Origin of the sequence: Pseudomonas sp. IT-P395 (genome assembly GCF_949767675.1) — a bacterium.
GTDB lineage: Bacteria > Pseudomonadota > Gammaproteobacteria > Pseudomonadales > Pseudomonadaceae > Aquipseudomonas.
The window spans coordinates 132192-144804 of sequence record NZ_CATKPW010000007.1 but is presented as its reverse complement, the minus strand read 5'-3'; the positions used below and the strand labels follow the sequence as shown (position 1 = coordinate 144804).

The window sequence follows — 12613 nt, the reverse complement described above, 5'->3', positions numbered from 1 at the left end:
TTTCAACCGCCCACAAAAAAGGCCGCTTTTTCACAAAAGCGGCCTGTCCGAAGTAGCTAAAGACCGGCGAAAAACGGTTAAGTTCCGCTGATAAAACAGCAACTTGCAAAATTGTATACAAGTCGTGTTATTCGTCGGATTTCGATTGTCACGCTTGTTACACAGCCTCAGGATCGGCGCCGTCATCCCTTTGAGGCTCCTCTATGAAGTTCTCCTCGATTCTCTTGTTGTCCCTTGGCCTGGTCAGTGGCTTTGCGTCTGCTGGCGGCACCACCGAAGCAGGTGTGGGCGGCGCATTGGGCGGGGTTCTTGGCTCGGTCGTCGGTCAGTCCTTAGGCGGCAATACAGGTTCCACCATCGGCGCAGCCTTGGGCGGTGCGGGTGGTAGCGCGGTCGGCGCCGACAAACGCAGCCGTGGCGAAGCCGCCATCGGTGGTGCGCTGGGCGCAGCCGGCGGTAACGTAGTCGGCCGCAGCATGGGCGGCACCACCGGCAGCCTGATCGGCTCCGCAGCAGGTGGCGGCGCCGGTGGCGCGCTGGGTAACTACATGGGCAACAAAAGCGATGACGATGATCGTCGTTACGACCGTCGTCACGATGATCGTCGCTACTACCGCGACGGCCACCCAGGTCGCGGCCATGCCTACGGCCACCGCAAGCATCACAAGTACTATCGTCACCGTTAAGGCGAATGCTTGAAGAAAAATCGCGGCCCGAGGGCTGCGATTTTTTTTGCCTTTTTTAAACCACAAGGTATTCCAGTGCCTGCCGCAGCTTGGCGGGAATCGGCACTGGCTGGTTACTCGCCCGATCGACGAATACATGAACGAAGCGCCCGGCCGCGCAGGCCTCGCTATCGCCGACCTTGAACACCGCCAACTCGTATTGCACCGAACTGTTGCCCAATTTGCCGACCCGCAGACCGATCTCGATCAGATCAGGAAAGGCAATCGAGGCGAAGTAATCACACGCCGAACTGACCACAAACCCCACCACCTCGCCATCATGGATATCCAGACCACCGACCTGTATCAGGTAAGTGTTCACCGCCGTGTCGAAGAAGCTGTAGTAGGTGACGTTGTTGACGTGACCGTAGGCGTCGTTGTCGTGCCAGCGTGTGGTGATGGGCTGGAAGTGTGGGTAGTCGGTGCGCTGAGGGGTGGACATGGTTGTGCTGGTTCTCTTGTTTTTTCAGTGAGGCTGCTTGCCCTCACCCTAGCCCTCTCCCAGAGGTAGAGGGGACTGACCGAGGTGTTCTCTCGAAATACACCGACCTGAACTGTCGAGTCGAACGCGAAAGGCACAGAGATCGGCTCCCTTTCCCCCTCGCCCCCTTGGGGGAGAGGGCTGGGGTGAGGGGGTAAGATTTTGACTTCAACACTAATCCTGAGCAAACCGCCTACCCTGCGCCGCCAACTCACCAATCAACCGCGCCGGTTTCCACTGATCGCCCTGACGCGTCTCCAGCGCCAGCAAGCGCTGATGAATATCCGCCAGCCCCTGCTGATCCGCCCAGGCCATCGGCCCGCCCTTGTCCGCCGGGAAGCCGTAGCCGTTCAGGTATACCAGATCGATGTCGTGTGCAGACTCGGCAATGCCCTCCTGCAAAATCTTCGCACCCTCGTTGACCAATGCCAGAAGACTGCGCTCCAGGATCTCCTCAGGACCGATCTCGCGGCGCTGGAAGCCCAACCCTTCGCTGACCTGCAATACCAGCGCATCGACCTCAGGATCGTGCTCGGCCTGACGACTGCCCGGCTCGTAATGGTAATAACCGTTGCCAGACTTCTGGCCAAACCGGCCCATCTCGCACAAGCGGTTGTCCACCTGAACCTCTGGCGCATCCTGGCCCTTGCCGGCCAATTCGCGCGCACGCCACTCCAGATCGATGCCGACCACGTCGTACATGCGAAACGGCCCCATGGCAAAACCGAAACCTTGCAGTGCCGCGTCGACCTGCTGTGGATAAGCGCCTTCGAGCAGCATCTTGCGCGCCTCCAGGACATACGGATGCAACATGCGATTGCCGATAAAGCCGTGGCAGTTGCCCGACACCACACTGACCTTGCCCATGCGTTTGCCCAGCGCCAGCGCCGCTTCCAGCACCGCCGCGGAAGTCTGCGCACCGCGAACGATTTCCAGCAATTTCATGATGTGCGCCGGGCTGAAGAAATGCAGACCCAGCACCTGCTCCGGACGCCTTGTCGCCGCAGCAATCGCATCGATATCCAGCGCCGATGTATTGCTCGCCAACAGTGCTTCAGGCTTGAGCAAGCCATCCAGCTCACGAAAGATCTTCTGCTTCAGCTCAAGATTTTCGTACACCGCCTCGATCACCAGATCGACATTGCGAATCGCCGGGTAATCCGCCGCCGCACTGACCCGAGCGATACGTGCATCCGCTTCGGCCTGATCAATCCGGCCCTGGCGCACGTTGTGTGCATAAGTCTCGGCCACTGTGGCGAGCGCCTGTTCAAGCATCTGTGGATTGTTATCCACCCACTGCACGTTCACGCCGGCATTGGCCAGACACATGACAATGCCCCGGCCCATCGTGCCCGCACCGATCACTGCGGCCTGCTGAATATCGAAGGATGTCTGGCTCATGTTGTTCTCTTGTTGGCGATCCAAAGACAGACCTCAACCATAGTCAGCCAACGACAGTTTTTGAAGTTTATTACCGTGATGATCGACATTCAGCGGATGGATAGAGCCCCCGCCTTGATGACACTTAATGTAGGAGCTGCCGAAGGCTGCGATCTTTTGATCTTGAACAAATCAACATCAAAAGATCGCAGCCTTCGGCAGCTCCTACAACGATCAGAGGTGCTCTTGCGCCCAGCTGCGGACTTCGCCGTAGGGATATTCTTCCAATACCGCAAACCCGGGAATCGCACGCGCCTTGAGCTTGGTGAACAGCGGCACGCTGATCCCGCACAGAAACCTCGTCAGCCGCTCAGCCGTTGGAATCACCCCAGTGTGCTGCTCGTGCCTGTGGATAAAATCGCCACATAACGCCGCAAAGTTTTTATCCACAAGCGCTGGCAACTCCGGTGGCGCCGGCAACCGCGCAACCTGGCCGTGACACACTGAACAATGCCCACACTGCTCGGGCGCATTGTGATCACCGAAATACTCGGCCAAGCGATAGCCCAGGCAGCGCTCGCTGGCGAAGACTTCAAGCATCGTGTGGATGCGCGCCACTTCGGCCTGCTCATGCCGGGTGAAATAGTCATGCAACTCAGCGCTCAGGGCATCGCTGTCAAATTCACTATTCAGCAGGCTATAGACCTCGGTCATCTGCTTGCTTTCCAGCTCGACCCAGCCCTTCTCCTGAAAATAATCCAGCGCCTTCACCACTCGATTGCGCTCGGCGGAATACTGCGAGTACATCGCCTCGAAATTCACCGTGGCCCAGGTGCGTGCGCGCGCCGAGGTCTGAATGATCGCAGCGACGAAATCCCTGCGTTCACCTTCGAAGCGCTCAAGCAGCGCTTCGGGTTCCAGCAGGTATTTGAAACGGTATTCGGCGTAGTAGGCGTAGCGCGGCGCGATCAAGCCGCGCAGTTCCAGTTGCACCAGCAATGTCTTCAGCGGAAGTGAGCGAATATTGCTCTGATCCGCCAATGGCCCAAGCAGAAACTCCCACTGCCCTTCCGGCACCGAAGCTTTCAGTTCGTCGAGCACATAACGAATGCCGTCACGCTCCGGCGTATCACCGTAGACGAAATTTTCCAGCACATTGAGGCTGTCGCGATTGGCTAATACCAGACAGTCCGACGGCTGCCCGTCACGCCCGGCGCGGCCGATTTCCTGGCTGTAGTTTTCGATGGATTTTGGCAGGTCGAAGTGCACGACATTGCGGATGTCACTTTTGTCGATGCCCATGCCGAACGCGATGGTCGCGACGATGCAATTGGATTGCCCGGCCATGAAGCGTTTCTGGATCGCTTCGCGTTTGTCGTGGGCTAAACCGGCGTGATACGCCTCGGCCTGAATGCCGTTGCGCTCAAGGTGTTCGGCGATGTGCTCAGCAGTCTTCTGCAAGGTCACATAGACGATGCTTGGCTGCCCCGGCCGCTCGGCCATCCACTCCACCAGACGCCGGCGCTTGTCCTGGCCACGTACCGGTTCCACCAGTAGATTGAGGTTGGGCCGATAGAAACCGGTGGTCACCACATCGTCAGCGGCGATAGCGAATTTGGCCTGCATGTCGGCGATGACTTTCGGCGTTGCGGTGGCTGTCAGCAGCAAAGTTTGCGGGATGTTGAACTGGCGCTGATAGTCCGGCAGCTTCAGGTAGTCGGGGCGGAAGTTGTGGCCCCACTCCGAGATGCAATGCGCCTCGTCCACCACCAGTAACGAGATCGGCACCTGCTGCAGAAAGTTGCGGAAGCGCTCGTTTTTCAAGCGCTCCACCGAGATCATCAGAATCTTCAACTCACCCGAACGGGCGCGAGCCATCACGTCATTGGCATCGTCGCGACTCTGCGCCGAATCGATGCTGCCCGCCGAGATACCGTGACGTTGTAAAAAGGCCAGTTGATCCTGCATCAACGCCAGCAACGGCGAGACCACCAATGTCAGATGCGGCAGCATCAGCGCCGGCAATTGATAGCAAATCGACTTGCCGGAACCGGTGGGGAAAATCGCCGCCGCCGAGCGCCCGGCCAGCACCGCACTGATCGCGGTTTCTTGACCGGGTCGAAACTGTGGAAAACCAAAAACCTGTTCCAGGGTGTTGTGCATTCGCTGTCACTCCATTGACTGCTGCCATGCCAACAGCCTAGCGGGCGATCGCAGCGAGTCGAGAAAAGGTCGGGGCCAAATCGATTCGGAATGATACAGCGGATGTTACGAACACCGTGGCACTCTGTGGGAGCGAGCCTGCTCGCGAAGAGGCCAGTCGCCACATCACAAAGCTTAAAAAATCAGGGACGCAACACCGCCACCCGCAACTGCTCATTCAGCATCTGCTCATGCACGCCCTGACTTTTGCTCGCCCACAACGCATGGGCCGGGCTGATGTCGCCGGTAAACGCTGCCGCCAACTGACGCAAGTCAGCGACGCTGCGCACACGCGGGCAAAACGGTTGCTCATCACAGTTCTGGCTGGCGTTGCGATAGGTGCTCAGCAATCCCTCCCAGAGGCCGTCGCGCACGTGGCGAATCGACTTCAGTTGCACGTGGGGCACACCGAGTCGCTGCTCAAGCCCTTCCTCATCCAGCGCCTCGCTGGCCAGCAGGGCTTTAGCGAACATCAACACCTCACCGCGTGAAGCCGTGTCCATATTCGCCTGGCTGATAAGGGCCTCCGGCCAGTCGGTACGATCGAGACGATCCAGCACCCATGCATTGCCAACTTCAGAGGCCATGGCCAAACGGCAAGTGCCCAGCCCGAGCAATAAAATTGCGGCCATTCGTAGCCAGTGCATACCTAATTCCCTTTAAGCGCGTGTCAGACGTTTGGAAACGCCCTACAGATTCTGGCGCGCACGATACAGCGGTTTACCGCGAATCGCCTGACAATCACGTAGGAATTATTACGCCTAAGGGTTTTGGCCTGAAAAAGCTGCGAAAACACGTAGGGCATTTCCTCAAAACACGGAAAAACCCCTACGAATACTGTCCATTGCAGCTGTCTTGTCCCACAGAGAAACGCCCTTCTATAGTGGCCGGCGCGGCTGCAAACCCGCTGCCGGCCCGCCCCAGCGCCTTCGAACAGGACACGCCTCACCATGATCAACCGCTATCGCCCCCTCAAGACCTGCTACAGCGAAAACCCGGTACTGCTTATCGACAGCCACTCAAGCCAGACGGATCTGATCAATGCCGCCGATCAGCGTTTACGGGCGGCCGGGGATTTGCTGGAAACGCTCTACTGCTTATGTTTCAAGCAGGCTGACGTGAAAGATATTCCCAACATCGTCAATGCACTTTATCTGTTGGTGCAGGATGGCTGCGACTTACTTGAAGTTGCCAAACAAAAACCACCGCAAACAACATACAACTAAACCGCACTACAAATACGGAAACACCACCACGCTTTATTTATACATGCAACTGACACTAACTTGTTCGCTCTTACAACTAAACGAGAGCAACACCATGACAGTTTTAACCATATTTTTTTGCGGCACCGGATCCAACAAGTTTGACACCACCCATGAAAACTTCTGGGACGGCGAACTGGTTTCCACACTGGCATCCAACCATACCGGCCGGGAATTCGCCGAGTGGATCGTGGTCGACGGACCTGGCAGTGGCAACCTGCAAGCCGACGACCTGTTCACCAAGACCGAGGAGTACGGTCTTACCGGCACGCTGTTTGGCAAAGGCTGGGAGGAAAACGTGCGGCATGCCATCAATATCATCAAGGGCAAATGCGACTGGCAGCGCGAACAACTCACCGAGGCCGAATACAACCGCCTTAAAGCGGCTGGCATTCCTATTGAGGATGTAAAAATCGAAGGTTCGTGGCTCTGGCGTAAATATAATTATGGCGATCGCTGCGTGACCCAACAGAAGTTACAGGAGCAGATCATCAAGACGTTTCGCAAGGATGGCGTTATTCCCACTCAGGTCAATCTGGTGGGCTGGAGTCGCGGCGGCATAAGTTGCCACATGCTGGCCAATGCGATGTTAAATGATCGAGAGCTGAACAATATTCCGGTGAATATATTTGCTCTTGATCCAGTACCGGGAATCGGCAACTTCCAGGATCAGCGCGTAAAACTTGGCGCCAACGTCAAAGAATATGTTGCGTTCTATGCCCGTGATGAACGTTCCAAAGGTTTCAGCTGTGTGATCCCGCAGACCGCCACCGGCACCAAAACCAGCGTCTACCCCATGGCCGGCCGCCACGCGACCATGGCCGGCAACGCCACAGCTGACGGTGGCGTGCCCACCAGCAGCGGCGACCTGAAAACGCTGGTCGAGCCTGGCCGCATCGTTCGCCACCTCGCCGAAACCTGCCTCAAGCGCTGGGGCGTGCAACTGAACAAAACCCTGAACCTGAGCGAAACAGATCTGCTGCGCCTGACTGGCGCCATCGTCGCCGACGAATCGCGCTACAAGCAGATGCACAGCGTTTCCTACACCTACTTCACCGAACTGGATCAAGGTGAGCGCTACGTTTCGCTGGGTAGCAAAGGCGTGCCGTTTTCGGCGGTGAAGGGTTCGATCTACGCGCCGGCAACGGGGCTGACGACGAGTTTGTTGGATGTTTCTGCGTATAAACACCTGCGTTGAAAAAAGATGAAGCGTTGGTAGGAACGTCTGATGAAATCTTCGTCCCGTTCCTACGCAACCAGACGCTTTGTCGCCTATCGCCACTTGAGGGCGCGAACCTATAGTCGTGGCTGTCGCTAAGCAATCAGCGGCTCAGGTTTGGTCACCTGAAAACAGAGATAACTGATGCATGCCCTTGTATGCTGCCAGCACATTCTGTCGGCACGCTTTTTATGGCGGCTGTGTTTGGGACGCTTCGGCGTACCGGGTTATCTCTGCCGGTTTGACCAACTTGAACACAGCCCGCCTCCACCGCTTGGTCACGGTAGCAGCGGTTTTTCGATACCTTCAGAGATATCTAAAATGAAAACATGGAATCAGTTTCTTACCGAACGCTACCGCCCACTAGAATCCAATCTCACAGACACCAAGCCTCTGCTCATCGACACCGAGGCTAATCCCCAAGACATCCTCGAATGCGCCGTCCAGCGCCTGCGCGCTTCAAGCGACCTGCTACGCACCCTCTATTGCCTCAATTTCAAACAAGCCGACGTCGAAGACATCCCCCACATCACCCACGCCCTCTATCTGCTGACGCAGGACGGCTGCGACCTGCTGCAGGTTGCGCAGCAGCGGATGCTCAACTGGAAGGCTCCAGCCTGAAATCGAGTGATCGTATCGCTCTTATGCACTCTGTGAGAGCGATCAAAAAACGGTAATCAACCATGGGAGCAACCATAAGCAAATTCTTTGATGAGCTGATGGAAAGCGTGCGAGAAATGGACGAAATTCTGCGTGGTGAATGTGCACCATCGCGTATATCCAAGGCTGGCAAAATGATTCAAAAAAACCAACAGACTCTCGATGAACAGCCTCGCTTTAAGGATCGAAAATCCCGACCTATCACTCCACACGATTGCGCTACACTGGAGTCCTGCACCAAGAGGCCTATGAAATGAGCGAATTGACGTTCCAGCAGAAGCAGGCTTATTACGACAAAGTACGCCGGTCAAACTATCTGGCGAGCTTACGTCTGGAAGGTTTCGATACCAGCCGTGCCGATGCCGAGAAACCGCTTCCATCAAGGGAATCGGTCATTGAAAAATATCGTCAGACTGCACGTTAATGACGGACAAATATGGGGTCGGACAAGACCCCTATTGCTACCCTCATAGTGATGTTCTGCGTAACTTGCTCGACATCCATTCTGAAGAAGAACTGCAAAAAGCAGAGCGAGAGCTCTCGGAAATCGCGATCAGTCGATTTCGTCTTCTCCCCCCTCCTTATGATTTAAGTGTCCTGCAGCACGCCCATAAAATTCTTTTTTGCGATGTTTACGATTGGGCCGGGCAGTTGCGTACCGTTAACATCAAAAACGGACAAACATTTTTCTGCACTGCAGAGCGAATTCTTCCAGAAGCGCAAAAAATCTTTAGCGTGATGGAGCGCTCGGCGTGGTTCGCGGGAATGGGCAAACCAGAACTTGTGGTGAACATCGCTGAGGCTTATGGCGATTTGAATGTCATCCATCCTTTTCGCGAAGGTAATGGCCGAGCGCAACGCCTATTATTTGAACAAATCATTATTAACGCAGGCTTCCCAGTCGATTGGTGGCTGGTTAAAGATGACGCTTGGGTCCCAGCAAACATTGATGCTGTGTCATGTGATTATCGGGGGCTAGTGGCGATCTTTGACCGCTGCATTGGCGAAAAGCTGGCTCTTTAAGTGGCAGTATTCTGGTAGTTAAGGCCATTTTCTGCGGGAATATTGCCAGTTAGTCTTGTTTTCGCCCACAAAAAAGCCGCCCCTAAAGGGCGGCTTTTTCATTCACAAAAAACCAATCTTACAACTTCGGCCCTGCAGCCTTGATCGCGTCGCTCACTTCGAACTTCTTGAAGTTCTCGATGAACAGACCGGCCAGTGCTTTCGCAGCCTCGTCGTACGCAGCCTTGTCAGCCCAGGTGTTGCGTGGGTTGAGCAGGTTGGTTTCAACGCCCGGTACGGCCAGTGGCACATCGAGGTTGATAGTGTCGAGGTGTTCAGTGGCTGCACCGATCAGCGCGCCGCTCTGAATCGCTGCGATCACTGCGCGGGTGGTCGGGATGTTGAAGCGTTTGCCGACGCCGTAGCCGCCGCCGGTCCAGCCGGTGTTGACCAGGTAGACCTTGGAGCCGAAGCCACGGATGCGCTTGATCAGCAGCTCTGCGTATTCGCCAGCCGGACGCGGGAAGAACGGTGCGCCGAAGCAGGTGGAGAAGGTCGACTTGATGCCGCTGCCCGAACCCATTTCAGTCGAGCCCACCAGCGCGGTGTAGCCGGACAGGAAGTGGTAGGCCGCTTGTTCTTCGTTGAGAATCGACACTGGCGGCAGTACGCCGGTCAGGTCGCAGGTCAGGAAGATTACAGCGTTTGGCTCGCCACCGAGGTTGTGCTCGGAACGCTTGGCTACGTGCTCCAGCGGGTACGCGGCGCGGCTGTTCTGGGTCAGGCTGACATCGGCGTAGTCGGCGTGCTTGGCGTCGTCGATGACGACGTTTTCCAGCACCGCGCCGTGCTTGATGGCTTTCCAGATAACCGGCTCGTTCTTCTCGGAGAGGTCAATGCACTTGGCATAGCAACCGCCTTCGATGTTGAACACCACGCCTTCGCCCCAGCCGTGTTCGTCGTCACCGATCAGGTAACGGCTTTCGTCAGCCGAGAGAGTGGTTTTACCGGTGCCCGACAGACCGAAGAACAGGGTCACGTCGCCTTCTTCGCCAATGTTGGCGGCGCAGTGCATTGGCAGCACGTCAGCAGCCGGCAGCAGGAAGTTCTGCACGGAGAACATGGCTTTCTTCATCTCACCGGCGTAACGCATGCCGGCGATCAGCACTTTCTTCTGTGCGAAGTTGAGGATCACGCAACCGTCGGAGTTGGTGCCGTCACGCTCAGGCACGCACTCGAAGTTGGCCACGTTGAGCACTTGCCACTCTTCACGACCGGCCGGGTTGTACTGGGCCGGGTTGATGAACAGGCAACGACCGAACAGGTTCTGCCAGGCAGTCTGGGTGGTCATTTTCACGGCCAGGTAGTGATCTTCCGCCGCGCCTACATGCACGTGGGACACAAAGTGCTCTTGCGCGTTGTTGAATGCTTCTACACGAGCCCACAGCGCGTCGAACTTGTCGGCCGGGAACTTGCGGTTGATCGGGCCCCAGGCAATAGCGGCCTGGGTGGAAGGCTCTTCAACGATGAAACGGTCAACAGGCGAACGACCGGTGCGGTGACCAGTGCGAACAACCAGAGCGCCGGTATCGGCAAGCTCGCCCTCACCGCGGTTCAGGGCTTCTTTTACCAGATCATCAACACTCAGATCGGTGTACACGGCGTTATTGGCTTGCGTCATGAGGTTCCCCGTCGGCCAGTGGCCGAGTGTGCTCCAAACGTTTTGTAGTAGAAAGTCGTGCACTACTACCGCGAAAAAAGTGGGCCGGATTATGCCAGAAAAGCCCAAAAAGAGTAGGGTCCTCCCGTCGTAACGGCGAAATTCCGTCGTTACGCAGTGAATTTACCTGCGCTGAACCGTTTTAGTGCCGGGTATCTGACGGCGTGTCGACGCCTGCGCCAGCGAACAATTGAGCAACATCCGTGGCATCGAACAGGTAGCGCTCGTTACAGAACTGGCAATCAACCTCGATGTTGCCACCGTGCTCGACCACCAATTGCTGCGCATCTTCCAGACCAAGACTGACCAACGCATTGCCGGAGCGTTCCCGCGAGCAGCTGCAACGGAAGCGCAGTTTCTGCACATCGAACAGACGAACCTGCTCTTCGTGGTAGAGGCGATGCAGTACGGTTTCGTTGTCCAGGCTGAGCAATTCATCGGCGGTCAGGGTGGTGGCCAGTGCGGTGATGTGCTGCCAGCTGGCGGCGCGATCTTCTTCGTCTTTCAGACGATCGGCCGGCAGTTGCTGCAGCAGCAGGCCGCGAGCGCGACGACCGTCGGCAAACAGCTTGAAGCGGGTGCCAACCTGTTGCGACATGACGAAATAGTTGGTGAAGCAATCGGACAGGGTTTCGCCGTCGAGATCGACGATGCCCTGATAGCGCTGGCCGACAGTCGGGTCGACGGTCAACGCCAGAACGCCATTGGGCATCAGATCGGCGAGGGTAGCGTCCGCAGCAATCTGGTCAGCGTGATAACGCGCCAGACCACGGATGTCGCGCTCGCTGGAGCACTCGATCATCAGCATCGGGATCGGGCCTTCGGAACGCGCCTGCAGAATCAGCAAGCCGTCGAACTTCAAGGTGCCCACCAGCAACGAGGCCGCCGCCATCAATTCGCCGAGCAGTTGCGCAACCGGCTCCGGGTACGGGTGCTTGGCGAGGACTTCGGCGTAGCTGCGTTCAAGTGCGACCAGTTCGCCGCGTGTGTCGCTGTCATCAAAGATGAAACGTTGGGTGAAATCGGTATCCGGTAGGTCGGTCATAATTTTGGGTATCTGAATGTGGTGACAAAATGGTTACAAGACGTGAAAATTTGCACTTCTTGGCACTCTTTTTGGTGCCGACTGCTCTGCCATGGGAGGCATTTTATGAACAATCCGGGTTTGTTCCAATCAAGGTGGAACCTCGGCCGGCTGGTTCTGTGCAACATAGTGCCATTAGCGCTACTGGCTTTCTGGTTATGGCCTACGGGTAACTCGCTGTGTGTGATTTTCGACGAGTGGCTGTTCCGCTCACTCAATGCACCACTGACCAGCAACCCCATATGGCTCCACATCTGGGCAATTGCAAGTATGCGTCCGTTCGACATCGTCGTGGGCTTGATCCTGCTGACGCTGCTGATCAAGGGCGACTGGGTGTTCAAGGCGATTGACGTGCGCCGGGCTTTTTTCGGTTTTCTTTCGATCCTGCTATTGATGGTGGTGATTCGCGCACTGTTTTCCAAGTTCGCCGACCATATGGATTGGCAGCACAGCAGCCCGTCGATGATGCTTGAGGGAGCTGTGCACATCAGCGATTACTTCCCGAATCTGGAAAAAACCTGGGAAGTGAAGGATCGCTCGAGCCAGAGCTTTCCCGGTGACCACGCTTCGGTGTTGTTGATCTGGGCGCTGTTCATGGGCGTGTTCAGCCGTACGGCCGGCCAGTTCGTGACGATCTGGGGCCTGGCGCTGTTGTTCATGCTGCCGCGCCTGGTGGCCGGTGCGCATTGGGGTCAGGACGATTACATCGGCGGTGTGCTACTCGCGGTGTGGGCGTTGGGCTGGGGTTACTACACGCCGTTTGCGTATCACGCCTCGAACTTCTGGCTGAAGGTGACGGCGCCGATCTTTGTGTTGCTGGGCAAGTTGCCGCTGGTTGCGCGGATGAGTGTGGTGCGTAGCGCCTGATACCGAGC

13 protein-coding genes are annotated in these 12613 nt (G+C 56.7%); 7 read left to right on the top strand and 6 right to left on the bottom strand.

Annotated features, from left to right (window positions below; all coding sequences use genetic code 11):
- Positions 1 to 203: 203 nt before the first annotated feature.
- On the top strand, positions 204 to 686 hold the full coding sequence (locus tag ACM6IN_RS06760) for a glycine zipper domain-containing protein (protein WP_007909074.1): 483 nt from the start codon (positions 204 to 206) through the stop codon (positions 684 to 686).
- A 55-nt stretch (positions 687 to 741) separates the two neighbouring features.
- On the opposite strand, the gene ACM6IN_RS06755 is transcribed toward ACM6IN_RS06760, so the two are convergent.
- From ACM6IN_RS06755 to ACM6IN_RS06740, 4 genes are all read right to left on the bottom strand, one after another.
- Positions 742 to 1167, bottom strand: a complete 426-nt coding sequence (locus ACM6IN_RS06755) for an acyl-CoA thioesterase (RefSeq protein ID WP_095113942.1) — start codon at positions 1165 to 1167, stop codon at positions 742 to 744.
- A 213-nt stretch (positions 1168 to 1380) separates the two neighbouring features.
- Positions 1381 to 2607, bottom strand: coding sequence for a 3-hydroxyacyl-CoA dehydrogenase (locus tag ACM6IN_RS06750; protein WP_042705072.1), 1227 nt, complete (start codon positions 2605 to 2607; stop codon positions 1381 to 1383).
- Between the two features lie 213 nt (positions 2608 to 2820).
- Positions 2821 to 4749, bottom strand: coding sequence for an ATP-dependent DNA helicase RecQ (locus ACM6IN_RS06745; protein ID WP_414915638.1), 1929 nt, complete (start codon positions 4747 to 4749; stop codon positions 2821 to 2823).
- 182 nt (positions 4750 to 4931) lie between these two features.
- On the bottom strand, positions 4932 to 5435 hold the full coding sequence (locus ACM6IN_RS06740) for a hypothetical protein (RefSeq protein ID WP_007917950.1): 504 nt from the start codon (positions 5433 to 5435) through the stop codon (positions 4932 to 4934).
- 303 nt (positions 5436 to 5738) lie between these two features.
- Between ACM6IN_RS06740 and ACM6IN_RS06735 the strand changes: the two genes are divergently transcribed.
- The 5 genes from ACM6IN_RS06735 (at position 5739) to ACM6IN_RS06715 (ending at position 8955) form a co-directional block, all read left to right on the top strand.
- A complete protein-coding gene (locus tag ACM6IN_RS06735) occupies positions 5739 to 6014 on the top strand; it encodes a hypothetical protein (protein WP_007917948.1) in 276 nt (91 codons plus the stop codon).
- 94 nt (positions 6015 to 6108) lie between these two features.
- A complete protein-coding gene (locus ACM6IN_RS06730) occupies positions 6109 to 7251 on the top strand; it encodes a hypothetical protein (protein ID WP_095113940.1) in 1143 nt (380 codons plus the stop codon).
- 342 nt (positions 7252 to 7593) lie between these two features.
- Positions 7594 to 7893, top strand: a complete 300-nt coding sequence (locus ACM6IN_RS06725; protein ID WP_095113939.1) for a hypothetical protein — start codon at positions 7594 to 7596, stop codon at positions 7891 to 7893.
- A gap of 292 nt (positions 7894 to 8185) precedes the next feature.
- Positions 8186 to 8356, top strand: coding sequence for a YhfG family protein (locus tag ACM6IN_RS06720; RefSeq protein ID WP_007917944.1), 171 nt, complete (start codon positions 8186 to 8188; stop codon positions 8354 to 8356).
- Complete coding sequence (locus ACM6IN_RS06715) at positions 8356 to 8955, top strand: Fic/DOC family protein (protein ID WP_414915637.1); 600 nt, start codon at positions 8356 to 8358, stop codon at positions 8953 to 8955. The genes ACM6IN_RS06720 and ACM6IN_RS06715 overlap by 1 nt, the downstream gene beginning before the upstream one ends.
- 118 nt (positions 8956 to 9073) lie before the next feature.
- Here the strand turns inward: ACM6IN_RS06715 and ACM6IN_RS06710 are convergent, their stop codons facing one another.
- Both ACM6IN_RS06710 and hslO read right to left on the bottom strand, forming a co-directional pair.
- Positions 9074 to 10615, bottom strand: coding sequence for a phosphoenolpyruvate carboxykinase (locus ACM6IN_RS06710; RefSeq protein WP_007917942.1), 1542 nt, complete (start codon positions 10613 to 10615; stop codon positions 9074 to 9076).
- A 181-nt stretch (positions 10616 to 10796) separates the two neighbouring features.
- Positions 10797 to 11699: an Hsp33 family molecular chaperone HslO gene (gene hslO / locus ACM6IN_RS06705; RefSeq protein WP_007917941.1), complete on the bottom strand. Its 903-nt coding sequence runs from the start codon at positions 11697 to 11699 to the stop codon at positions 10797 to 10799.
- A 105-nt stretch (positions 11700 to 11804) separates the two neighbouring features.
- On the opposite strand from hslO, the gene ACM6IN_RS06700 reads away from it, so the two are divergent.
- Positions 11805 to 12605 carry a phosphatase PAP2 family protein gene (locus ACM6IN_RS06700; protein ID WP_414915636.1) on the top strand — a complete coding sequence of 267 codons (801 nt, stop codon included), beginning with the start codon at positions 11805 to 11807 and terminating at the stop codon, positions 12603 to 12605.
- The last annotated feature ends 8 nt before the right edge of the window (positions 12606 to 12613 follow it).

Coding starts and splice junctions, on each gene's coding strand:
- ACM6IN_RS06760 (WP_007909074.1), top strand. CDS start 204: ATGAAGTTCTCCTCGATTCTCTTGTTGTCCCTTGGCCTGGTCAGTGGC.
- ACM6IN_RS06755 (WP_095113942.1), bottom strand. CDS start 1,167: ATGTCCACCCCTCAGCGCACCGACTACCCACACTTCCAGCCCATCACC.
- ACM6IN_RS06750 (WP_042705072.1), bottom strand. CDS start 2,607: ATGAGCCAGACATCCTTCGATATTCAGCAGGCCGCAGTGATCGGTGCG.
- ACM6IN_RS06745 (WP_414915638.1), bottom strand. CDS start 4,749: ATGCACAACACCCTGGAACAGGTTTTTGGTTTTCCACAGTTTCGACCC.
- ACM6IN_RS06740 (WP_007917950.1), bottom strand. CDS start 5,435: ATGCACTGGCTACGAATGGCCGCAATTTTATTGCTCGGGCTGGGCACT.
- ACM6IN_RS06735 (WP_007917948.1), top strand. CDS start 5,739: ATGATCAACCGCTATCGCCCCCTCAAGACCTGCTACAGCGAAAACCCG.
- ACM6IN_RS06730 (WP_095113940.1), top strand. CDS start 6,109: ATGACAGTTTTAACCATATTTTTTTGCGGCACCGGATCCAACAAGTTT.
- ACM6IN_RS06725 (WP_095113939.1), top strand. CDS start 7,594: ATGAAAACATGGAATCAGTTTCTTACCGAACGCTACCGCCCACTAGAA.
- ACM6IN_RS06720 (WP_007917944.1), top strand. CDS start 8,186: ATGAGCGAATTGACGTTCCAGCAGAAGCAGGCTTATTACGACAAAGTA.
- ACM6IN_RS06715 (WP_414915637.1), top strand. CDS start 8,356: ATGACGGACAAATATGGGGTCGGACAAGACCCCTATTGCTACCCTCAT.
- ACM6IN_RS06710 (WP_007917942.1), bottom strand. CDS start 10,615: ATGACGCAAGCCAATAACGCCGTGTACACCGATCTGAGTGTTGATGAT.
- hslO (WP_007917941.1), bottom strand. CDS start 11,699: ATGACCGACCTACCGGATACCGATTTCACCCAACGTTTCATCTTTGAT.
- ACM6IN_RS06700 (WP_414915636.1), top strand. CDS start 11,805: ATGAACAATCCGGGTTTGTTCCAATCAAGGTGGAACCTCGGCCGGCTG.